Source organism: Vibrio sp. OPT41 (assembly GCF_015163595.1).
Taxonomy (GTDB): domain Bacteria; phylum Pseudomonadota; class Gammaproteobacteria; order Enterobacterales; family Vibrionaceae; genus Vibrio; species Vibrio alginolyticus.
The window spans coordinates 98604-119157 of the sequence record NZ_JADDYH010000028.1 but is presented as its reverse complement, the minus strand read 5'-3'; the positions used below and the strand labels follow the sequence as shown (position 1 = coordinate 119157).

The 20554-nt window shown below is 42.1% G+C and carries 25 protein-coding genes; 12 read left to right on the top strand and 13 right to left on the bottom strand.

The genetic code is table 11. The features are described from left to right. Window positions 1–103: 103 nt before the first annotated feature. From IQP38_RS12440 to sodB, 3 genes are all read right to left on the bottom strand, one after another. Entirely contained in the window at window positions 104–847 is a 744-nt protein-coding gene (locus IQP38_RS12440) for an SDR family oxidoreductase (RefSeq protein WP_005380732.1), read from the bottom strand. Window positions 848–981: 134 nt separating this feature from the next. Then, complete coding sequence (locus IQP38_RS12435) at window positions 982–1485, bottom strand: VC2046/SO_2500 family protein (RefSeq protein ID WP_033907342.1); 504 nt, start codon at window positions 1483–1485, stop codon at window positions 982–984. A gap of 154 nt (window positions 1486–1639) precedes the next feature. Beyond that, window positions 1640–2224 carry a superoxide dismutase [Fe] gene (gene sodB, locus IQP38_RS12430; protein ID WP_005396533.1) on the bottom strand — a complete coding sequence of 195 codons (585 nt, stop codon included), beginning with the start codon at window positions 2222–2224 and terminating at the stop codon, window positions 1640–1642. A gap of 285 nt (window positions 2225–2509) precedes the next feature. Here sodB and IQP38_RS12425 point away from each other — a divergent pair, with 285 nt between their 5' ends. Next, entirely contained in the window at window positions 2510–2827 is a 318-nt protein-coding gene (locus tag IQP38_RS12425) for a Grx4 family monothiol glutaredoxin (protein ID WP_193837626.1), read from the top strand. Between the two features lie 252 nt (window positions 2828–3079). On the opposite strand, the gene IQP38_RS12420 is transcribed toward IQP38_RS12425, so the two are convergent. Further along, the gene (locus IQP38_RS12420; RefSeq protein ID WP_193837625.1) at window positions 3080–4102 is read right to left on the bottom strand and encodes a tyrosine-type recombinase/integrase; all 1023 of its coding nucleotides are present in this window, start codon (window positions 4100–4102) and stop codon (window positions 3080–3082) included. A gap of 234 nt (window positions 4103–4336) precedes the next feature. Between IQP38_RS12420 and IQP38_RS12415 the strand changes: the two genes are divergently transcribed. Continuing rightward, window positions 4337–5179, top strand: coding sequence for a hypothetical protein (locus IQP38_RS12415; protein ID WP_228010053.1), 843 nt, complete (start codon window positions 4337–4339; stop codon window positions 5177–5179). A gap of 57 nt (window positions 5180–5236) precedes the next feature. Here IQP38_RS12415 and IQP38_RS12410 read toward each other — a convergent pair whose 3' ends face one another. From IQP38_RS12410 to IQP38_RS12395, 4 genes are all read right to left on the bottom strand, one after another. Continuing rightward, on the bottom strand, window positions 5237–6655 hold the full coding sequence (locus IQP38_RS12410; protein ID WP_193837624.1) for a KAP family P-loop NTPase fold protein: 1419 nt from the start codon (window positions 6653–6655) through the stop codon (window positions 5237–5239). Window positions 6656–6745: 90 nt separating this feature from the next. Beyond that, a complete protein-coding gene (locus IQP38_RS12405) occupies window positions 6746–7513 on the bottom strand; it encodes a hypothetical protein (RefSeq protein WP_193837623.1) in 768 nt (255 codons plus the stop codon). A gap of 14 nt (window positions 7514–7527) precedes the next feature. Beyond that, window positions 7528–8934, bottom strand: coding sequence for a DUF4041 domain-containing protein (locus IQP38_RS12400; protein WP_228010052.1), 1407 nt, complete (start codon window positions 8932–8934; stop codon window positions 7528–7530). A 210-nt stretch (window positions 8935–9144) separates the two neighbouring features. Continuing rightward, window positions 9145–9807 (bottom strand): helix-turn-helix domain-containing protein, encoded by a 663-nt coding sequence (locus IQP38_RS12395; protein WP_193837621.1) that lies wholly within the window; start codon window positions 9805–9807, stop codon window positions 9145–9147. 153 nt (window positions 9808–9960) lie between these two features. Here IQP38_RS12395 and IQP38_RS12390 point away from each other — a divergent pair, with 153 nt between their 5' ends. From IQP38_RS12390 to IQP38_RS12350, 9 genes are all read left to right on the top strand, one after another. Beyond that, window positions 9961–10173, top strand: a complete 213-nt coding sequence (locus IQP38_RS12390; RefSeq protein ID WP_017821157.1) for a hypothetical protein — start codon at window positions 9961–9963, stop codon at window positions 10171–10173. Window positions 10174–10283: 110 nt separating this feature from the next. Beyond that, complete coding sequence (locus IQP38_RS12385) at window positions 10284–10823, top strand: phage regulatory CII family protein (RefSeq protein ID WP_193837620.1); 540 nt, start codon at window positions 10284–10286, stop codon at window positions 10821–10823. A 9-nt stretch (window positions 10824–10832) separates the two neighbouring features. Next, window positions 10833–11168, top strand: coding sequence for a hypothetical protein (locus IQP38_RS12380; protein WP_042522492.1), 336 nt, complete (start codon window positions 10833–10835; stop codon window positions 11166–11168). 63 nt (window positions 11169–11231) lie between these two features. After that, window positions 11232–11534 carry a hypothetical protein gene (locus IQP38_RS12375; protein WP_065645124.1) on the top strand — a complete coding sequence of 101 codons (303 nt, stop codon included), beginning with the start codon at window positions 11232–11234 and terminating at the stop codon, window positions 11532–11534. Next, on the top strand, window positions 11516–11743 hold the full coding sequence (locus IQP38_RS12370; RefSeq protein ID WP_042522490.1) for a hypothetical protein: 228 nt from the start codon (window positions 11516–11518) through the stop codon (window positions 11741–11743). The genes IQP38_RS12375 and IQP38_RS12370 overlap by 19 nt, the downstream gene beginning before the upstream one ends. Beyond that, the gene (locus IQP38_RS12365) at window positions 11740–11979 is read left to right on the top strand and encodes a hypothetical protein (protein ID WP_054576242.1); all 240 of its coding nucleotides are present in this window, start codon (window positions 11740–11742) and stop codon (window positions 11977–11979) included. The genes IQP38_RS12370 and IQP38_RS12365 overlap by 4 nt, the downstream gene beginning before the upstream one ends. Further along, on the top strand, window positions 11966–14053 hold the full coding sequence (locus IQP38_RS12360) for a hypothetical protein (RefSeq protein ID WP_193837619.1): 2088 nt from the start codon (window positions 11966–11968) through the stop codon (window positions 14051–14053). Before IQP38_RS12365 ends, IQP38_RS12360 begins: the two co-directional genes overlap by 14 nt. 184 nt (window positions 14054–14237) lie before the next feature. After that, window positions 14238–14969, top strand: coding sequence for an AHH domain-containing protein (locus IQP38_RS12355; protein WP_017635458.1), 732 nt, complete (start codon window positions 14238–14240; stop codon window positions 14967–14969). Continuing rightward, on the top strand, window positions 14969–15544 hold the full coding sequence (locus IQP38_RS12350; RefSeq protein ID WP_017821163.1) for a hypothetical protein: 576 nt from the start codon (window positions 14969–14971) through the stop codon (window positions 15542–15544). The genes IQP38_RS12355 and IQP38_RS12350 overlap by 1 nt, the downstream gene beginning before the upstream one ends. Before the next feature lie 110 nt (window positions 15545–15654). Here IQP38_RS12350 and IQP38_RS12345 read toward each other — a convergent pair whose 3' ends face one another. Both IQP38_RS12345 and IQP38_RS12340 read right to left on the bottom strand, forming a co-directional pair. Next, entirely contained in the window at window positions 15655–16092 is a 438-nt protein-coding gene (locus IQP38_RS12345) for a hypothetical protein (RefSeq protein ID WP_017821164.1), read from the bottom strand. 74 nt (window positions 16093–16166) lie between these two features. Further along, window positions 16167–16631 (bottom strand): hypothetical protein, encoded by a 465-nt coding sequence (locus IQP38_RS12340; protein ID WP_193837618.1) that lies wholly within the window; start codon window positions 16629–16631, stop codon window positions 16167–16169. Between the two features lie 323 nt (window positions 16632–16954). Between IQP38_RS12340 and IQP38_RS12335 the strand changes: the two genes are divergently transcribed. After that, window positions 16955–17233, top strand: a complete 279-nt coding sequence (locus IQP38_RS12335) for a hypothetical protein (RefSeq protein ID WP_017821166.1) — start codon at window positions 16955–16957, stop codon at window positions 17231–17233. Here IQP38_RS12335 and IQP38_RS12330 read toward each other — a convergent pair. The 3 genes from IQP38_RS12330 to IQP38_RS12320 all read right to left on the bottom strand — a co-directional run bounded on the left by IQP38_RS12330 (window position 17228) and on the right by IQP38_RS12320 (window position 20360). Next, window positions 17228–17479 (bottom strand): ogr/Delta-like zinc finger family protein, encoded by a 252-nt coding sequence (locus tag IQP38_RS12330; protein WP_017821167.1) that lies wholly within the window; start codon window positions 17477–17479, stop codon window positions 17228–17230. The genes IQP38_RS12335 and IQP38_RS12330 overlap by 6 nt on opposite strands. A 65-nt stretch (window positions 17480–17544) precedes the next feature. Then, entirely contained in the window at window positions 17545–18576 is a 1032-nt protein-coding gene (locus IQP38_RS12325; protein WP_017821168.1) for a phage portal protein, read from the bottom strand. Next, complete coding sequence (locus IQP38_RS12320; protein ID WP_017821169.1) at window positions 18573–20360, bottom strand: terminase large subunit domain-containing protein; 1788 nt, start codon at window positions 20358–20360, stop codon at window positions 18573–18575. Before IQP38_RS12320 ends, IQP38_RS12325 begins: the two co-directional genes overlap by 4 nt. Window positions 20361–20554: the final 194 nt, after the last annotated feature.

Below are 20554 nucleotides of genomic sequence, written 5' to 3'. Positions count from 1 at the left end.
CTTAATCGGGAAAAGGTTAAAGCCCCAGTCAAATGACTGGGGCTTTTTTTATTTTGGTGCAGGAGTTACATCTGGCTTGGGAAAACAGAGTTGCTGTGTATGCTTACACTTCGGTCGCAACTACTCGGCCACTGAAGTATTCATTCGCGACGATGTATGCTGTGTTGCGGACTAGTTCGTCTTGGATCTCAGCCCAGTGCCTCTCGTTGAGCTCTTCTTTTGTATGATTTACCGAGGGAATAACGCCGCCCACTCGAATGTTGAATGGTGTGAGTTCTTTTGCCCAGCTGTGAGTAAAACCTGACACCAACGCCGCCATGCTTTCAACTCCCGTAAAGTCTTCATGGTTGTCATGAGAAATGACATTAACAATGACGCCTTTCTTGTTTCTGGCTCGAAAGCGCTCTGCTCCTACTTGGCCGTAGGTATAAAGGAAGCGTGCCGCAGACGACAAGTGATCAATGTAAGTACTCATTGGTTCTGGCGCCATTAAGCCAGGCATAGGGGAGCTGGTCCAGCAATTAACAATCACATCTGGTGTCGCACGTAGCTGTGATTCTATCTGGTCAAACAATAAGTTAATGGACGTTGTGTTATCACTACACACATTCATCGCATACACTTTGTCAGTGAAAGCGCTGATTTGCTCATAGCTCGCTCTCAAAGCGCTAGAATTTTGGTCACAAAGAATCAACGTTGCTCCAAGGTGAGCAAAGTGATTTGCACAGGTTCTTCCTATAACCGAACCTGCAGACGTGACGAGAATAATTGATTCTTTGATATCCATAGCACCTTCACTGTATCCATATGTGAAAAACAATACACCAGTGGTTTGTGCTAATAGCATGGTTGAAATTCGTTGGGTTCAGTGTGAAAGGCTTCAAACTAACGCTTTCGAGTGAGGACTATTGTGCGGTAATTTGTAAGATGTCACATTTCTGACGTGTAGGTATTGCAAGCTATTGGATAAAAAGCGGATCTCTATGCTTTAGCTTGAATTTGATGCTGACGTTGAGCCGTCACTAGCTGATTATATAGCCCAGCATCTGGGATCAGTTGTTTGTTGCGTTCGCCCAATCTGCGTCGCTCATGACCAGATAGGTTGTGATAAACCTCCTCTGGTAGGTTGAATGTGTCTTCAGGCAGGTAAGTCAGCGCATCTGGTTTTAGGTAATGGCTCAGCTTTGCGGAAGGCAATCCTGCATCGTGAAACTGTTTCGCTTGTTCAGCTGCGAGTTCATAGCTGCTGCTATCAGAACGAAGAGCTTGAGGTTGCGATAAACCCAATTGTTGGCGAAGAATACTGTCACTGGTGATGACTTCCTGGACCTCTTCAACTGGGACCACATCGCGAACATCATTAGAGAACATAGACAGAATCAGCGAGAAATCCGCACGACGACCTTCGTGTACGGCATGGTTAATACCATTACCGAACTGAAGTTCGTTGATAATTGCAGCTTTGTCTAACGTATGAATTTGCATGATGTTCCTCGCTCGATGCTCTTTTAACGGCGTGGATAAGAAAAACTTTAGTAAAAGAGGGAATTATTTAAAGGTGCTAGGGAAGGCGAAACAAAAAAGCCCGCTAAATAGCGGGCTTTTGAATAAGACTAAATTGAACTTAGGGGGAAGTATATTACTTCGCTAGGTTCTCAGCTACGAAGTCCCAGTTTACTAGAGCCCAGAAGCCGTTCATGTAATCAGGACGTACGTTGCGGTAATCGATGTAGTACGCGTGTTCCCATAGGTCAACAGTTAGAAGTGGTGTTGTACCTTCTTCTGTTAGAGGAGTAGCAGCGTTAGAAGTGTTAACGATCTCTAGAGAGCCGTCAGCTTTCTTAACCAGCCAAGTCCATGAAGAACCGAAGTTGTTGATTGCTGAATCAGTAAACTTCGCTTTGAATTCTTCAAAAGAACCGAATGCTGCGTTGATTGCGTCTGCAACTGCGCCAGTTGGCTCGCCGCCCGCATTTGGAGCAAGACAGTGCCAGTAGAACGTGTGGTTCCAGATTTGCGCTGCGTTGTTGAATACGCCACCAGTAGAAGTCTTGATGATCTCTTCTAGAGTTTTGCCTTCGAACTCAGTACCAGGGATAAGACCGTTAAGCTTAACAACGTAAGTGTTGTGGTGCTTACCGTGGTGGTAGTCTAGAGTCTCTGCTGAGATGTGTGGTTCTAGTGCGTCTTTCGCGTAAGGAAGAGCTGGTAGTTCAAATGCCATTACTCGATTCTCCATTGATTTGAAAGGATGACCTTTCGATTGCTTCCAGTGTTTTTTTATAGCTATGTCGCCTTTAAGGCTGACTTGCTAAGTATTTTAGCAAGTTTTTACTTTATTAAAACCCCGATATGAAAATATTTTAAGAGGTTAGCAGTGGTGAAGTGCTGCATTGCTCGCCAATGAGCAACCTAAAATTAAGCCTTATTAATTATATGGTTTTTATTCTGTCGTTATTGAGTAGAATGTGGCAAATAAATAAAGTTCAAACCCATGAATGAGGAAGCGATGGAAACTATCGACAAAATCAAACAGCAGATCTCTGAAAACTCAATCCTGCTGTACATGAAAGGATCACCGAAACTACCTAGCTGTGGTTTCTCTTCTCAAGCGTCACAGGCACTAATGGCATGTGGTGAGAAGTTCGCTTACGTAGACATTCTGCAAAACCCAGATATCCGTGCTGAGTTACCAAAGTACGCGCAATGGCCAACTTTCCCTCAACTATGGGTTGAAGGTGAGCTTATCGGCGGTTGTGACATTATTCTAGAAATGTTCCAAAAAGGTGAACTGCAGCCTCTAATCAAAGAAGCAGCAGCGCGCTGAAGATCAAGCTGAGTAATTCGTAAATACTCACATTTAGCGATAGAATACGAAGGAGCCGTACTGGCTCCTTTTTCTTTTTAGGTTAGTGGAATGAACATAAAGCTTTATTATGTGTCGCCACCTTGCCTAACCTTCTTAATCGTTGCTATCCCTTGCTATACATAGAGTATAAGTAATTCATCAATCTGACTGTGACCTATAAATAACGACAAAAGCTGACCTTTGTCGCCATTTTGTCGCCATAATTGGCGACTAGATACTAAGATTTGTTAGTGGGTTGAAACGTACGGCATCACTCAGGTGATTTGGCGAAAAATGAGCGTAAATCATCGTGTGATCGATATGCTGATGGCCGAGGATTTCCTTCAACACGAGAATGTTGCCGCCATTAGTCATAAAGTGACTCGCGAAGGTATGACGTAAAACGTGAGTGGCTTGGCCTTTGGGTAAATGGGGAAGGGCTTTAGTCAGCCATTTGTACGCCACGCCGTAACCGCAAGTGAAAAGCCGGTCATTGGTTGGCTTATAGATTTGGTTATACAACTCTTCAGAAATAGGTACCGTTCTGTTTCGTTTTCCTTTGGTATTGTTGTAGGTAATGCGGTATTTCGTCAGGTTAGAACCCTTCAGATAAATCGCTTCCCTGATACGTGCACCAGTCGTTAAGCAAACTTTATATATCTTTGTTAACTCATCACCAACCGGGCTGTGCTGTGCCACGTCGAACAGGTGACGAATTTCCTGTTCGGTCAAGAACGTCAGTTCGGATTCCGGCTTTTTGATTGCCTCAATACCATCAACTGGGTTAGGTAGTTTCCATTCTCCAAGTTTTATCAACTTATTGAACATCGCTTTTAGCAACCCAAAATCCACGTTATTCGAAGCGATGGAAAGTTCTTTGTGTTCTTGCCCTCTACCTTTGTTTGAACGGCTAGAGCGATAAGTGGCGAGCTGTTTCGCGTTAAGGTGTGAAGCAATAGGGTTGCCCAAGTCTAAAACCATACTTTCTAAGCGCAGGCGAGTATGATCACCGGACTTGAGATTCTTACCATGCAGCTTAAACCACAACTCCACTAAATCAGATAGCCTGCGATGATCGGGCTTACTTCCCAGCCACGGCTTGTCATCTACCTCTTTCATTAAGTGGATTTCAAAAGCAGCAGCTTCACCTTTAGTTGCAAAGCGTTTACGAACGCGTTTACCAGCTCGACCTTGTGGATAGCATTCACAAAGCCAAGGTTTTTTGCTGCTGTCTTTGAGGTTTCGGATTGTCATAATGAGATAAATTTAACTGTTTTTATATACAGTATTTCTATGTGGTAGTTTTTGCAATGTTTAAGTTGAGAATGAACGAACAAGAATGAGTATGCTCTATATCGCAAAGAGAAGACTACGGTTTGACCGATACACAAATTGCTGATAAATCGGGATTAGTACGGTAGTTTATGTGTTGAGGTGAGTATGCTTGTTTGTACCTACAGGGAAGATGGGTCGGATTGTACAACGGAAATGTATGAGGACGATCCGGGTAAATTTCGAGGATTAATTGACTGCAAAGTTTGTGGAGAAAAAGCTTGGTTTGTTAAGGGGTATAAGACAGCAAAAATCGACCGTATGGCATGTTTTGGTGCTCGTCATAAACCTGATTGCGATGCTTCGACGGTATTGATGAAACCTGATGGGGAAGATGAATCAGCGGGAGAAGGAGATTTATCTGCTGATATTCGTGTAGATCTAGATAAAGTCAACAATAACTCATTGTACGTGTCTCAAGACAATGGCAAGCACGGTGAAGAGGAATCAACACGAGTAACGGCAAGGCCCGCATCTGGTGTTGGGTCTGGCTCAGGTTTCCCACTAAATAAATCTTTGAGAGCGCTGTTAACAAACTTATGTCGCAACCCCAATTATGCGGATAAGGGACAGACGATTAACATTGTGACTGACGGCGGAAGAGAAATTATTAAAGGTCAACTTGCAGACTTCTTAGTTCCCATATCAGAAGCAAGTGACAAGCACACAGGAAAAGAATACATATTCTGGGGCCCAATAAACAACTTGAACGTAGATAGTAATGGAGTTCTTTGGCTGAATTATGGCGACTATAGGACTGAGCCTAGCATAAAGTTGCGACCAGAGTTAAAAGAGCAGATCCTTAGGAATTTTAAAATTAAAGAGGTCAGTGATCTTGATGGCTCAGACGTGATCGTCGTTGGTCATGTTGGCATATCTCCCAATAACAAAGCCATCATCTCTACAGGTTTTACCAAGTATCTATCCTTCCGTAAAATGAATGTGGTAGCTGAAGATGAGGCCGCAAAAGAAGAGCATAGCAATTCAGGCGCTTCTTAGATCGAAGTATCTCTCCATTCTGAATAAATGAGCCCCTCGTTAATGGGTTTTTTGTTTTTACTCAAAATGCCCAGCCAAATTTAGTATTTTACTGTAACCTTCTTTATTTGCGGGAGTTCCCATTGGGTTGAGGCGGTATGCATCACAAACGATGTAAATACCGTTGTTTTGGTTGTGAGACGGTAAAGTAGAAAGGTTGTCTATACTTAACGTATCTGCGTTCTGGTTTAGAGATAGCAACATGTATCGTAACGCATTTTCAAATTGTATTATTAACGTTGTATTGATTTTCAAAGGTTTAACATTATTATTTTTTGGTAACAGATAGTCTTTATCCTCAGCATTATTTTGATTTTCATGTCGATAAGGTAAAACGGCACTTTTTATAAACTTGTTGAAGCTTTGCGGATGCAGTCTCTTTAGAACAGAGAGTAAAACCAATGGGATGATTTTAAAGCTTTTGTTTCCGGTTGATTTTGCTACCTCTATATCTTGTATCACTTTGTCGATTTCACGAAGTGAAGTCATATTGTGCCACTCGAATATCCCCACGAGGAAATCGAGTAAGAAAGGTGCATCAAATTCAAAGTCAGACTCGACTATTGGTGATAGTCGAGAGACCAAGTATTCTGTCATGCTTGGAGCCGGTAACGTTACGGTCTGATGAAAAAATCGGCTTAGATATGAGTACGCATCGAAGCCTTCACCGTAAACTGCCTTGACAGAATGCTGGAGCTGTTCGGTATCTGTCGCGATGACAAATACGAAATGTTTAGTATTAAAGAAATGCTTAACAGTCTCGATTATCTCGATGGCATAGCTTGGCCTACAGCGGTCGAGTTCGTCTATCAAAACGTACACAGGGTATTGCTTGGGATTGTCCGCTTGTTGATTAGCAATTATGACCGCATCCGCAAGATCAACAAGTACATTTTGAAAATCACTGATTCCTTTAACTTTTTGGCGTTGCTCTACGATCTCTTTTAATACGTCTTTGAGTGCATTACCGGCTTCGCCTTCATCTATCTCTATTCCAAACTCCGATTCCGCTGTTTCAAATATTGATTCGTCTTCAGGTGCGCCAGTTTTGTGCTTCAAATATCCTACTAATAATGAAGGAAGAGATTTTCGAATAAAGTAACTGCCTTTGGCGAGTAGAGATTCAATAAGTTCTTTATTTTCGCTAATCGGGCTGGTTAACTGAGCGTGAAAGCAGTCGATAAAAGCCAACATAGCATCTTTGGAAAAGTCCGAACGCCAGGCATCAAAGTAAATGGTTGGGTGACCTTTGGAAAGTTCGTTGTACCAGCATTGTAAGAAAGTTGTTTTACCAGCTCCCCATTCAGCATTAAGGTTAATCACATAACCTTCTTCAGCTTTGGTGTTCAGGAAAGCAGTAAGGTGGTTTGCAAACGGCTTTCTATCAATCAGCTCATAATTTTCGAATGTTTCTTTTTTAGGTACAACTGTGCTCATAGAGTCTCCCGATTAATTTGATTCTTATAAACTCTACGGTAAATAAGGATCGGTCAGAAAATCACAACGCATTTTTAAAAAGGCTCGTCGCTAAGTAAAGCTTGCTTTGATTACCCAAGCGAAAAACAGAGAAGTGTTTAATATCAATGGTATACAAAGGTCAAATATTTCTTTTTGGCTTAGTAATGTTCCGAGGAATGGTTTGATTCGTATACACACAAGTTTCAAGTTGTAAGTTTTACTTCTGATAAAAGTGGAACGGTATTCTTCGTGACGATCTTCATCTATAAATAGATCCAACCCCCACTTCTGTCGTATTTCTTCATGATTAAAGCAAGCTTCACTTACATCCCAGCCGGGATCGGAAGAAGCTAATATTTCCTCAAATTGATAGTCTTTATTGAACTTAAAAGTGAAGTAAAATACATTATTTTGAACTTCTTCACCTGTTTTAGGATCTTGCTCCGGTATATAGCCTAAAATACTAATCTCGTTATTCTTAGAGTTCTTTCTTTCCACTAAATAAGGAGCGCCTTGAAGGAGTATTGCCTCGGATATAAATTTCTTACCTGTTGGTCCTCGTAAACTTTCGTACAAAGCTTGAAAAAACTCTTTTCTAATAAGAATTGCATTGTGTAAAGAGTAGCGATACATCGCATAAAAACTCAAAGCCCAATATAGATAAACCAAATACTCAGGATGTTTAAAGTTTACGGTAGGAAACCAAGGTATAGCTATTTTTGCGTTAGTTAGTTCTACGCCTATTACCAAGTGTATTGCTCCAATACAAAATATCACCATCAGACCTTTTGCTGACTCGGTAAATGATGGATCTGTAACCTTATCTATTGGGTTCATGGTCACCTCTTAGTTTATGCGATGGCTTCCGCTAGCTGCTCTTTAGCGATAGCAAGGCTTTCTCGGTACTCTGCCGCTTCTGCTTTTAGAGTCCAATGAACGTCTGTAACACCATTTTGTTCTACCGCTTGTTTGATTTCCGCAACCGATGTTCTAAAGAACTCTTTGCGTGGGTTCACTTTGTTCACAGAGTCCAAATCAAATCTTCTGTGAAGTTCTTTTTCTAGAGCTGGGGCGTCTTCACTGTAAATCATAGCGTGGACATCGAATGAGAAAGGAACTGAGGCATCTCCTAGCTCTTTGACTCGATCCATTGGCTCTAATCTTCGAGTCATACCAATTTTAAAGACTTCTTCACCAAAGCTGCCGATGTTACTAATAACGTAAACATGGCCTCTGCGAGTTTGTTGAGCCATAGAAAGGGCGCGTTGGCCTTTCTCTTCTGCTTCTTTAAGTTTGTCCTCGAGTTCAGCAAGCTGTGATTCGTATTGAGCTCTTTGCTCATCATTCGCGGCGGCAAGTTCAGCTCGAGCTTTCTCAAGCGCTTTTTGAAGCATACGTTCTTCTCTCTCTGCTTCTTTACGCGCTTTTTCCATTTCTCTAATAGCTCGTTCTTCTTCTCGAATTTGCGCTTTGATTTCGGCTTGTTCTTCTCTTTCGATTTTCTTGAGTTCAAAAGTGGCTACTGCCCATTTAAGTTCATTGAGTCTTGCATCTAGGTACTCAGGATTGATGCGTGCATTTCTGAAAGGGGCGCCATTGTGATTAACGAGAGCAAAAGCGTCGATGATTTCTTGTTTAATTTTCCCGTAATTATCATGTTTAACTTTCGCTAGTGCGCTGTCTACTTTTCCGTTAAATGCATCGACAGCAAAATGAATGGCATAGGTTTTGCGGTGAATTTCTGCATAATCACAGGCGCCAGCATAACCATCCTTAACCATATCTCGAACTCTCTTCCTTGCCGCTTTGAGTTCTTCACCTGCTTCTTTATGACCAAACTCATCAGCTAAATCGTCTAACACAGAGTGGTTAGGGATAATGTAGTCATCCTTGTAGCCTTCAATGGTGTTTCGCATCGCACGAATAGCTTTATCATACGAGTCTGCTTTCGCTTTAGCTTCGTATGCATCGCCTGCAATTTCCTTCGCTTGAGCCTCAGCAAAGCTAATAACTTTCTCAGCTTCAACTCTAGCCTCACTCTTAATTACTTCGGCTTTTTCTTTCGAATCTTTCAATCGTTGAGTCGCTTCTGACCTGATAGACTTCGCTTCCTGGCGAATTTCGTCCGCGTTTGCTTCGGCTTCAGCTAGCAACTTTAAAGATTGATCTCGTTTAGATGCTGCATCTTCTTCTGCTTCATCGAGTAATTTGGCTGCATGACCTTCTATATCTATGATCGGCCCATACTTAGTTTTCAAGTCTCTTCGCTCTTCTTCGAGGCGGGCAACTTTGCCATATGCATATTCGAGTTGCCTATTTGTATCGGCAAGCTTCTCTTCGAAAGCTAACCTAGCCTTCCTACTCCGTCTCATGTTAAAGATGAGTAAAAGTAGAGGTAGAATGACAAGAGAGAGGATTATTAAGATTCCTTCATCCATAAGTTTTACTCCTAGACAACCAGTTAATAATTATTCTTTTCTTAATGTCACCGCCACGCGGCCAATTACTTTGATATCTTCCTCAGATACTTCAACCGTCGCGTTGCCAAACACGACTGCTAGTTTGTTTGGCAATCGTTGAATATGGTTGATGGACAGGCGCCCATTCATATCAATCAAATACTCGCCACTCACTGCATCGTTCTGCTTTTTATCTACCAGAAAGCGGCCGTCGTTCGTCTCGATTTCAATGATGTTGCTGGCTTCTAAATCCCAAGAGTTAAACATACGTTGTGCATATGGGATTTCTCCAGTTGGCACAAGTTGACCGTTCGTGAGGCAGAAACTATTAATCGCGACGATGGCTAACTGAAGGTTCTGTAACTCTGGACTAGATGAAGTCACCTCAGCTTCAGGTGCTTTTTGATTGCCCCAAAAAGAGTGGTGTAGTTCGGTCTCAGGATAGTCGTTGGGAAGAATCAGCTCTTTAACCGGGATGCCCGTACGTAAATGAGTTCTTACAACCAGTTCGTGTGAGTTTCTGTTGTGTGAGTTCCAAGTACTAAAAGTGGTTTTAGGTACACCATATATCTGCGCCAGTTCTCCAAGAGAATTTACGCCATTGATTTCTTTTAGTTTATCAGTGAATGCCTCGCCTTTGATGTAATCAAAAATAGCTAATTCTGCACTCATAATCGTTCACCATTATGTGATTGATTTCAATTTTGTACGAAAATGCGTTGACCGTACGAAAAATCGGATCAATACTAAACTTGTTTTCGGATGTCACGCCGACCAAAGCAAGAGACAACCGAAGAAGATAGATATAAATACAAGGATATCACCATGTTAACGTACAAGATACCTCCACTAAGTCCGTATGTGACTTACGAAGAATACTCTCGCCTTACTGGTTTGCCGATGGGCACCATCAAACAATACGTAACAGAAGGTCGCGTCATCATCAAGCCTAAAGATAAACGCCGCGATAAGCCATTGATTAACATGGTTGCTATGCACGAAATGGCGGCACGTGAAGCCATTGCTGCACTTGGGTAAATAATGGGCTTTTCCTCTCTTATTCCAACTAGAACGCACTGCTCGATGTGGCTAAATGTGTTCGCGTTGGCTGTCATTCTCGTACCGCCTTTCATGTAAGAGTGTGGATCATGGACGCAAATATCGCTATGTGCGGATTCCGCGAACGCAAACAGCAATCTTTTAACGCTGCATGCTGCGACTTCGCGATCAATCATAATATGGAAAAGCTGGCACCACGCATTGGCCTGACTGGGAGAATGTTGCGTAACAAGCTCAACCCAGAACAGCCGCACAAGCTGGACCCCGTGGATTTGGCATTGCTGAGCAAAGAATCCGGCGATTACACCATTGTGAATACACTCTTTGCTGACCTAGGTGTGGTTACGGTTCAGTTACCTCAAGACGGGAAAGAGAAGAACCTTTTAGAGCGCACGCTACTTAACAACCAATATTCAGGTGAGCTGTCTAGCGATGCAATGCACATGTGCAGTGCAGACCGTTTACCTCGCAGTCAAAAACGCAAAACCATTGCCAAGGTTCAAGCGGCCATCGGCAACTTAGTTTTGTTCGTCAACGATTTAGAAAATCGCACCACCGGCTTTCAGCCACTCATGCAAATGGGCACAGATTTCCTCGCCAACGGTGCGCCACTTCCGGGCTTAGCCTAAGGAGAGCCAATGAGTCAGTTCGCTATTCAACAGGAACAACAAAAGCAAATACCCAACGCCAACGAGAGCATTGCCGCTTGTAAAGCTTTGTTCAATGGTTCCGCTACACGCGGCAAGTTGAAGCAGTTGTGGAACGCGATGCCACCACGCTTTCGCGGTATGGTTTTAGTCGCCAGTGATCTGAAAGCCTCGGAGCATGTGCGAGAGTTTGAAAGCTTTAATGATTTGGAGCTTCAAAAAATCCGTAACGGCATGCAACAGATTAAAGAAATCGCAACGTTGTTCGATCGCAATCTTGGTGACGTTCGACGCCTCAAGCATTACCAATTCAGTGGTACGCATTAATTCTCCAAGCCTTTGTCCCTGTAACAGGGGGCTTTTTTTCGTCTTAGCGTAGGAGCATAAAAGATGAATCTAAATGAAGTCGCAAACAAACTCGCGATCCAAACAACTATTAATAGTCTGTTCGCTTTGGCGTTGGATAGCTCAGATGTCATCAGTATTCGTATCGAGTACTCATCAAAAATGAGCCTTCTCAACGTGATTGTGTTTGATGAAAACACAACGAATCATGCTCACAACGTTGTGTTAATTGATAAAGAGCGTGCGCTTGAAGAACTACTGAACATTGAAGATTACTTGATCGAACGCATTGCCGTTCGTCGCGATGAGAAAGAACTGGAGCCTGATTTATGCAATATGCCGCAATAATGCTTTGTCCAGCTGGCGGTGTTATCCGCCATGAAGACACTCAAGAAGTTGCCAATTTAATGGTTGGCGACTTCGACTCGCTAGACCAAGCGATCGAACAAGCGTGTGTATCCCTCAGTTGCACTCATTTAACCAAAGGCGTTTTGAGCAAAGGCAATGGTAAAGGCGGCTTTATGTTGGTAACGACCCAAGAACTGGAGGCGGTATGAAAAATAAAAGGATCACTTCAGTTAGTGTCGGTGATGATGTCATTCAAATTTTGGAAGGACGAACAAAGACATATGAAAAGTGTGCTATTGCATATTTTGCTGGGCCGGAAGGATGGGGCATAACCATGACTATTCGACTCGAAGAGGTCGAAGGTTTTCTGAAGTCTCCTGATACACAGAGACTATTCGTTAAGTTTTCGAAAGAAAAATTAGGGATAGAGTATGAACCAGTCTGACCTTCTCTATATCGGCGGGGCAGTGATGCCCCTGGACCGAATCAAAAATAATGACGCCAGCTATAATGCTGGTTTTTTAGGTTCCAAAATTTACTCAGACCAAGAACAAGCGCTTCTGGATAGCGGAATGGTCAAAAAAATAGCGATATATGACCGCGTTCCCAATCGAAAGTCTAAGCGTGAGCGAGATCTTCAAGAGCGAACTGACTTCTATAAATCTGTAAATTACCTCTCGGAACATGACCGCGAAGCGGCGGCGAGAATCGCCGAAGAGTATAGGCTAGTCAAAGGGCGCAAAAGTCCGACAGAGAAATTTCGCCACAGAAAAGACAAGCAAATTAAGCAATTGATGAGTCTGAGCAAGTCTCTACGCCCTAAAAGTATCATCAGTAATGCCGACGCCAACTTCAGCCATGATGCTTTGTATGAAACGAACGAGCGCTCCAAACCTGCCATTCTCAATCAGAATGGAAAACGAGGACAAGGCGAACCTAAAAAGATTCCTATTTCAATGCAGCTAATGCACCGGTCTTGGAATGAAACTTATAAGTTTCAGGCGGTAACCGAAACGCCATCTAGTGCTGCGCCTGCGGAAAACAGTGGTGAGAGGTTTTCGGAAAAGCTGACGTCCCGTTCTGTTTCTAAAATCTTTGAGGCAGGGGCTTACACTGCAGCTTGCCATGGTGGTTTCTCTACTTTTCTGACGCTGACTTTCACCAAGGCACAACGGATGGCCATATTCGGCGGAATGTTGGATGGAAGTGAGTGTGTCAGTATGGGATCGCATCACCCAATAATCTATAAGCGCAACATGGTGACAATACATCCCAAGCGCGGCGAAAAGAAAGTTGACCAACCAATCACGGATATTGGTGGAGAATACTGGCTGTTTCCAACCTCAGATAGTAAGCGTGTTAAAGCTATGAACCAGGGCAGTGTCATAGCCGGGCCGTATTGCGATCTTAAACAAAAGCCCAAGCAAGAGTTCTCGATGGAAAAAACCTTAGAGACAACGATAGGTAAAGAAGTCTCTCGTTTTCTTGATGGCGCAAAGAAAATGTATCAACGTGGCTGGGTTGCGGATCATACCATCCAAGTTGATAAAGATAGTGGACGAAAGTACTGTGATTTATCCCAGGAGAAAGTTGCTAAACATGTTCACCCCAGCGATGTTGGCCCAACTAACTTGCCTGCTGATTTCCATTACATATGGGTAGCCGAGTGTCCAGCTAATGAAGATGGAGAGCCTAATCCACACGTTCATATTTTGCTACGTTGGACAGTACCAGAGCATCTCTTTAGTCCTTGGGCTAAGCGACTTGAAAAGATATGGGGGCACGGGTTTGCGAAATTAGAGCGAATCAAAAAGCCAAAAGCCGCCGGTTCTTACATTATCAAAGCAGTCGGTTATGCCGCTAAAGGTGAAAATGCTGACCAAGGGCTAATCAAGGGAAATCGATACAATATCGCGAAGTGCTCAAGAGCTCCTGCCTGGGAAACTCTTGCTTCGTTTGAAGCTGGCAATATGACCGCAATAATTAAGGAGTTGGGCTACAAACTTGAGCAATGGAAAAAGCCAATTAAGCGGCAAATTCGCAAGCTACGAAATGCCAAAGAGCAAACCATTAAGGCCAAAGCGATCGCCAAAAAGCAGCAGAAACCTGAGGAATATCAGAACAAGCTTTATCAGAGAATCATCCGTTTGGAAAAGCAGGCCGAAAAGCTGAGGCAGAACTTGCATAGCAGGGGAGTGCACGTGAATACGAACAATCGCTTCTGCATTACGTTTGAAGGAGAACTGGCTAAAGATAAAGTAGACAAGTTTATGGTTTGGGCTGCTGGTGCAAGAGGGTGGTCATTGAATTGCAGAGATTTGGACCTGAGCGATATAAAACAAGACGCGAGCCACTTCTATCAATCTGAATATCAGCGATTTAAGGAGAATCAGTCCTATTGGCAATCACTATTACATGAATCTATACCACACATGGAAGTTGATGAAAGTGAGCTTTCTTATTGGTATAGCATTACGGCAGATTATCTTGAGGGGCGGCTTTTTCCAATATTGAGTTAGTCCGGTTTGTGTCGTCATAAGAACTTAAAGGTTAGAGTAGTGAACCGCTATTTCTTAAAGTTGATTTAAAATGCTATTGCTTGCATAAAAATCTGAGCTGTAGGCCACATAAAGGCTATTGATTATTTGCTCGTCAGTTATGTGAATGTTATCCAACGGCTTTGTTTGTTCGAGGGATACGAGTATGAAGCATAATTTGAGTATAGTTGGACGAAAAACGAATCGTCCTAGTAATCCAACTGCAGCTGAGTTGGCCTTAGATCGTTTTGATGCGTTAGTCGACGATTTCTATAGCAAGTATCGTGTGGCTCCACCTGCGGGTGAAACTGAACAGCAAAGAGCAAAACGACTGCAGTTTGAAGCACAAGACTTGAGGTTTTTGAAAAAAATGAGGATTGAACTCATTGCTCATGCTCGAGTTGAAGATATGCAAGCTAAGTTACAATCGTACTCTGCAGAAAACTTAAAAAAAAATGCGAAAGAGTTGTTCGTTGAAAAGCATCATCCGACGACGAAACTAGCTAATAATCTAACCGCTGCAGGAGAGCCTAAACCGACTAAAAACCATGAGCCTCACCATATCATTCCTGGCTCGGGAAGGTTTAGAAAAGCAGAAATGAGAGCCGCAAGGTTAAATTTGCACATGCATAAAATTGGCATAAATGCGCCCGTAAATGGTGTTTGGTTAACAAATTATGCGAAGCATACGGACTTTAACTGGGAAGCACCTAAGTCTCCGGCTCACCGTTCGATCCATACATTTAATTATGAAACTTGGATTAGTTCCAAATTTTCGAAGGGTATTCCGAGTAAACAGCACTTTGAGGCTAACTTACTTCGGGTCAAAATGGAGTTAAAGAGTGGCACCTACCCTAAAGAGGTCTTGGAAGCTAAGAATGAAGTTTGGAAAGGATGATGACGGTTTATAAAATTACAGATGATTTAACTAAGTTTCAGTCGGTATGTTCTGGCCCAGATGAAATCGCTACCCAGTTGGGGGATTTCGACTATTTTGAGAGAATCTTATTGCAGGCTGTTGAAAATAAATCTCTGAAAGATATTTGGAAGTCTGCGGAGGTCGAGTTTGAAGATGTATTAACCGATAACTCCGTATTGCCTGATATTAGCTTATGGTTACGAACATATCTTGTTTTATCGCCGAGAGCATATGAAGCTTTAAATAGTTTCTTATCTGAAAGCGGGGATTTTTTACCTGTCAATTATCAAAGTGAACAATGGTATTTATATACATCGCTGACTTTTGGAAAAGAAGATAGACAAAAGTGTGTAGAGAAGATCTCATATGGAAGCCCTGATGGGTTAGAGGTTCTTGCATTCATTGATGATGATGTGAAAGATAAAGTGATCTTTAAATCAAGATTAGAAGGGGCCAGCAACTTATACTGTACAGAGAGGTTCAAGGCTATGTGTGAACAAAATCAGCTTAATGGACTCGTATTTTCTTCTAATCTGACAGATCCATTTGATTGATGAGATTGTAGTCATTACTCAGATTCTGGTAATAAATGTACCAAGCTAGTGATTCTCATCCTACTGGTTTGGTACACTTAAATTAGATCAAGATTTTTTAGCTTTTGGTGTTATATTTTTTGAACTTTAGACACTGCAGAGACTTTTCCATTTACAAAGTCTACTTTTGTGAATGGACAATACGTAGCATTGCTTGACTTACAATCATAAAAGAAAGTCATACCCTTATCACCATTTTTGAATTTTGTGGTTTTCTGTTTTATAAAATTAACAGAGTAGGCCGCTTTAACAGCACACTCTGTCATTCCGACAGATACTTTGTTATCTGCAATGCTTTCCCACTCAGCATCAGAGAAAACACCTCTCTTAACTAGTTCGTTCTTAGCTTCAATAGAGCGATTCGCTCTGGCCCCATAGACAGCACATAGGTTTAAGTCACTAGATTTTGTAAAGTCTGCTGTATGTACATTGAATTTTTCATTATTAGGTTGTGAAGCACAGCCAGTTAATGCAATGAAAACACTGGCCAGAATGATTGATTTGTTCATTAATAGTCTCTCTAAAAGTTACATTTGTTTGCAATGTAAGCAACTTGATATTTATGCCTACTATAATTTTGATGTTATTTACCGAAAAGAAGTGCTCTTGGTGCTGTATAGTTAGTAGCTTTGGCTAAAGCTACACTAGCGATAAAGCTAGATATTGATAAAACCACACTGAAAATAGTTATCGCTTGCCAACCTTGAACAAATCCATGCTTATCAATTTCAAACCAAATTGCCGCTGGAACAGCACCTGCTATAACACGATAAACACCATGAATGGCAAACCCGAGCTTGTGAGTGAACTCGTGTGCCCTTTGTAGCGTTGCTGAAATAGACTGGTTTGTTTTTAAAACTTGACTATTTAAAAACCAAATAACTAAATGAATACATAATAAGTATAAGAAGTAGTTGAGTACAATGTCACCAGGGTTCAAAGACGATAAGCTTTTTGCCGCTGAAAAATCAGGTTGATTGCTGAGCAATATTATCGGCACAGCTCCAAGTAATAATGATAATAGAATTTCTGTTGTTATAGTTCTCATAAAAGTCAGATTGTTGCTTGTATTAAAACATAATTTTCAATACTGATATTGCAACCTTTAATAATTCTCTTCAATTAGCAGATGTTTAATTAGTGATATTAATCAGTGTTCAGCTTTCTTGTTTGATTGAAAAGTAACCTTCAAACTGAAGGTCATGCAGCAATACTGCTTTAAAATTGAAATGCTTCAAATGAGTAATTACAAAATGAAATCTCCTCACTGCTAATCAACTAACATTCTCCAGCAGAGATACGTTTTAGCTACTTTATGTGTCGTCATAACAAACTAGTGACTGGTATCTAAAAACCACTGTGGAAAACTGTATGGATATACAGTATATTTCACTAATGATTGGTAAGGGTGTTGATATGTCGAATAAAAATCAAAACGATATCTTGTTGTCTGCTTTAGAAATCGTCATTGATGGTGTGGCTAATAGTGAGGCAACAGAGAGGACTAGAGCGGCAGGTGCATATATTGCTGGCTTAATACTGGCTGATACAAAAGGGCAGTTGGACTCCGAAAAACAAAAAGCCATCTTGAGCATTGTCGAGATGGCTTCTGAAGTAGATAGCACGGCGTTTATACAAGATTCACTATAGTATCGAGAGTTGATGTTTGAGCTGTTGTCGTGCCTCTGGCGGCAACGCCTTACATAAATCAAAAGCTATTTGACTAGTTGTTTTTGCCGATGGGCTTAAAGTGTGACTATAAGACAAGTTCATCACAAAACTATGCCCGCATTCTGGGTCACTACAACTGCAATATAAATCGGCATGACTATTGGATAGTCGATTGGATTTTTGAATTCGGCTTTTACAACCACACTCCGGACACAATACTCTCATACAAGCACCTAACTTATTGACTGACCAAATAATGATACGTCAAAGGGCTGTGTTTTTGTACAGGTTTATGAGCATTCTCCAAACGTAGTATCAAATTTTAAATGTAGATTTTTGATATTTCTTATCTCTGGATCGTTGTTAACTTCATCCATAATTAATTCGCATACAGGTATGATTTCGTCTTTGGCATACTCACTGCCAATTTTGACGGGGTCACCCAGATTAGTCGTTCCCTGGGGAATTATTCCTGCTTTTCCTATAGGGAAGCGATGGCCTACGAGAATATCTTGCGCAGTGATGTTTTTGATTCGCTCAAATTCATCTTTTGTCGCGATATCGCCCACCGGGATTAGCTGAATCCCTTTTTCTGCACCGCCTGGAATATTAACAAACATACTTCTAAAGTTACCCACCCCTTTGGAGCTCGCGATTTTTTCCTTCAGCATTTGTTCGTCGTCATCACTAAGGTTTGGATCCGTGGCGTAAAAAATGAATCCCATGTGTGCACCGTTCTTGTAATAGCGACGACGAAATAGCGTTGCATCACGGTTTAGTAAGCTACTTTGTAAACTACCTAGATAGTCAGGTAATCCATAAACTTGTTGCTGCAGATCTTCTTGAGGCAAAAAAATGATGTCATTCTCTTTGTATACTCGTTGCTTGTTGTCTCGCTCTAGCAAAACGAAGTCCCCATTTTTACGTCTACGTAGATACATGGTCGGTAGAGGAAACAAGCGCACAACACGCTTGAAGTGGTCGCGGATTTTTAAAAATGCGGCATCACCAAACGTGAAGTAGTTATTACAAAAAGATTGAATCTGCCGACGTCTTGAACCGCCACCTGAAATAAAACGGGCAGCAACATAATTTGCTCGAGCTTTAAGTAAAGACCCGTGATAGGCGTTTGCACGTGAAGTTTCTGCTAAGCCCTGGCGTGAGATTGGAGGTTCCCAGTAACCATCAGTGTCGTTATAGAAAAGCTCAGAATATGAAGTCATCCAACTCGTTGAGTCAATTGCCTCAGGTGTGGAGTCAAGGTGATAAACCGATTCCACATGTTGCTCCTGTTGTACTAGTTTGTCTTTTTGATTGTTCATGCTGCAGTCGCCCAGGTTGATTTCGTTGGTGTGTTGTGGTCTAGCGGCTCATTGATAATGGCGTGTGAAATGGCCCAAAACGCATCAGCGTGGCCTGTTGTTTCACTTCGCTCTGCTTTAAAGGTCATAGCGTTACCGCTATTGGTCGGCACTCGTTTAATCGCCATAAATGCCATAGCAATGTCTTTGTGTTCGGCATCAAACTGCAGTCGTTTTGCTTCTACGATATCGATCATCTTCATTACTAAGCGATTCTTGTTTTCGTTGCTGTAATGTATGGCGTGGGCCTCACGAGGGTGCTTTTTCTTAATTAAGTCCCAAACACCGCCACCAATGCCTGTAGTATCAACGCCTATGTAAGTGACTTTGTAGCGTTGAAATACCTTTTCAATTTCACTCACGTGGTACTGGAAGTTAAGCCCTTTCCAGTAGTGCTTCTCTAAGACACGAAACTTTTCACCTGCAACTGCCGGTGGAGCTATTACTACCAAACAAGCATTGTCTCGCGTTCGGCTAGGGTCATAACCCAACCATACTTCACGCCCGGCAAACGGTGATTTTGTTTTCGGCTTGAAGTCCTGCCAGTGGGCAGAGTCAACCATGCCTTTTTCGAGGTCAGAGAATTTGAATACAGACAAAGAGCCGTCGACGAAGATACACATAAACAGGTTATCGAAATCGTCTTTACTGTATTCGTCCTTCAGTTCTTCAATATCAAATAGTTCACAGCCGCCTGCAGCAGCGTCTTCAATCGTGACGACGTATCGCCACTGCTTATCAGGGCAAAGTACACCCCCATCGCGATATTCATCGAACGTTGGAAACTCAATTTTGGCGCGTGAGTCTCTGCCTTTTCGCCATTGGTCGCCCGTCCAAAACGGATATGCCTGGTGCATTTTCGATGATGGTGTCGAAAAGTAGGTTTTACGCCATTTTTTATGGGTAGCCATTGCCGAAGCGAGTTTGTTTAGTTCGTCAAACTTCGGTATCCAGAAATACTCATCTACATAAACATGGCCGTGGTAACTTTGCGCGGTTTTGCTATTGGTAGATAAAAAACGAAGTTCAGCACCATTGGAGAGAATGATCGGGTTTCCAGTTAGCTCTATGTCTAAGAACTCTTTTGCAATAGCAATGATGTAGCTGCGGAAAACTTCCGCTTGAGCTCGTGATGCTGACAAAAAGATCTGGTTATCGCCGGTCAGAATCGCATCTTCTAACGCTTCACCACTGAAGTAGTAAGTTGCGCCAATCTGGCGGGACTTAAGAATGTTTCGAATACGCTGTTTTATGTTGTTGCGCATTACATGCTGATAGGCAAACAGGGAGTCATGCCATGTGACAAAGTCATCTTCACTCAGTTCGCTGATGTCATTCTTTTTACTTTTACGTTTCTTGGTAGATTTTGAATTACTGCTAGATTTCTGGCTGTTACGGCTATTCGTACCGTCGTGCTTTTTATTCCCTGTATTTAAAGGTTGCTCACCTTGCTGCTTTTCTTGTGCCCTTTGTTTCTTTAATGCAGCGTGATGCTTGATAAGCCGATCGAGCATGTCTAGTTGGTTTTTACTGGGGTCAACAAGTTCAAGCAGTGTTTGAATTCGATTTGCTATCGCTTCATCAATGGTTTGTTCACGCAACATATCGCGCCAACCGAATTTATCTGCCCAGTAATAAATGATGCGCTCATTATTCAGGTTCAGTTCGGTAGCGATTTCACGTGGCGTCCAAGCTTTCAAATAGAGTGCTCGGGCGGCTTGTCGTATTTCGGGAGAATATGCCATAAGCGCATCATACGCGCCGAAAACTTGCAGATGACTAAGCAAAGTTCGGATGAATTCGGATAGTAAATGTATCCGAATTACAAGGAATTGAAGTAGCTGAAACGACACATTCAAAGGCGTATTGTTTGCTCGAACCGTATGTGATTGACAAGTTTGAGTACAAAAATGCCAAAGATTAGTGAGTGGAAAATCAT

Excerpts from the sequence above, each read along its gene's own strand:
- IQP38_RS12435 (WP_033907342.1), bottom strand. The coding sequence starts at position 1,485 with ATGCAAATTCATACGTTAGACAAAGCTGCAATTATCAACGAACTTCAG.
- IQP38_RS12440 (WP_005380732.1), bottom strand. The coding sequence starts at position 847 with ATGCTATTAGCACAAACCACTGGTGTATTGTTTTTCACATATGGATAC.
- IQP38_RS12345 (WP_017821164.1), bottom strand. The coding sequence starts at position 16,092 with ATGAACAAATCAATCATTCTGGCCAGTGTTTTCATTGCATTAACTGGC.
- IQP38_RS12350 (WP_017821163.1), top strand. The coding sequence starts at position 14,969 with ATGACGGTTTATAAAATTACAGATGATTTAACTAAGTTTCAGTCGGTA.
- IQP38_RS12405 (WP_193837623.1), bottom strand. The coding sequence starts at position 7,513 with ATGAACCCAATAGATAAGGTTACAGATCCATCATTTACCGAGTCAGCA.
- IQP38_RS12335 (WP_017821166.1), top strand. The coding sequence starts at position 16,955 with ATGGATATACAGTATATTTCACTAATGATTGGTAAGGGTGTTGATATG.
- sodB (WP_005396533.1), bottom strand. The coding sequence starts at position 2,224 with ATGGCATTTGAACTACCAGCTCTTCCTTACGCGAAAGACGCACTAGAA.
- IQP38_RS12425 (WP_193837626.1), top strand. The coding sequence starts at position 2,510 with ATGGAAACTATCGACAAAATCAAACAGCAGATCTCTGAAAACTCAATC.
- IQP38_RS12390 (WP_017821157.1), top strand. The coding sequence starts at position 9,961 with ATGTTAACGTACAAGATACCTCCACTAAGTCCGTATGTGACTTACGAA.
- IQP38_RS12395 (WP_193837621.1), bottom strand. The coding sequence starts at position 9,807 with ATGAGTGCAGAATTAGCTATTTTTGATTACATCAAAGGCGAGGCATTC.
- IQP38_RS12415 (WP_228010053.1), top strand. The coding sequence starts at position 4,337 with ATGTATGAGGACGATCCGGGTAAATTTCGAGGATTAATTGACTGCAAA.
- IQP38_RS12320 (WP_017821169.1), bottom strand. The coding sequence starts at position 20,360 with ATGGCATATTCTCCCGAAATACGACAAGCCGCCCGAGCACTCTATTTG.
- IQP38_RS12340 (WP_193837618.1), bottom strand. The coding sequence starts at position 16,631 with ATGAGAACTATAACAACAGAAATTCTATTATCATTATTACTTGGAGCT.
- IQP38_RS12410 (WP_193837624.1), bottom strand. The coding sequence starts at position 6,655 with ATGAGCACAGTTGTACCTAAAAAAGAAACATTCGAAAATTATGAGCTG.
- IQP38_RS12360 (WP_193837619.1), top strand. The coding sequence starts at position 11,966 with ATGAACCAGTCTGACCTTCTCTATATCGGCGGGGCAGTGATGCCCCTG.
- IQP38_RS12420 (WP_193837625.1), bottom strand. The coding sequence starts at position 4,102 with ATGACAATCCGAAACCTCAAAGACAGCAGCAAAAAACCTTGGCTTTGT.
- IQP38_RS12330 (WP_017821167.1), bottom strand. The coding sequence starts at position 17,479 with ATGAGAGTATTGTGTCCGGAGTGTGGTTGTAAAAGCCGAATTCAAAAA.
- IQP38_RS12325 (WP_017821168.1), bottom strand. The coding sequence starts at position 18,576 with ATGAACAATCAAAAAGACAAACTAGTACAACAGGAGCAACATGTGGAA.
- IQP38_RS12355 (WP_017635458.1), top strand. The coding sequence starts at position 14,238 with ATGAAGCATAATTTGAGTATAGTTGGACGAAAAACGAATCGTCCTAGT.
- IQP38_RS12375 (WP_065645124.1), top strand. The coding sequence starts at position 11,232 with ATGAATCTAAATGAAGTCGCAAACAAACTCGCGATCCAAACAACTATT.
- IQP38_RS12385 (WP_193837620.1), top strand. The coding sequence starts at position 10,284 with ATGGACGCAAATATCGCTATGTGCGGATTCCGCGAACGCAAACAGCAA.
- IQP38_RS12365 (WP_054576242.1), top strand. The coding sequence starts at position 11,740 with ATGAAAAATAAAAGGATCACTTCAGTTAGTGTCGGTGATGATGTCATT.
- IQP38_RS12380 (WP_042522492.1), top strand. The coding sequence starts at position 10,833 with ATGAGTCAGTTCGCTATTCAACAGGAACAACAAAAGCAAATACCCAAC.
- IQP38_RS12370 (WP_042522490.1), top strand. The coding sequence starts at position 11,516 with ATGCAATATGCCGCAATAATGCTTTGTCCAGCTGGCGGTGTTATCCGC.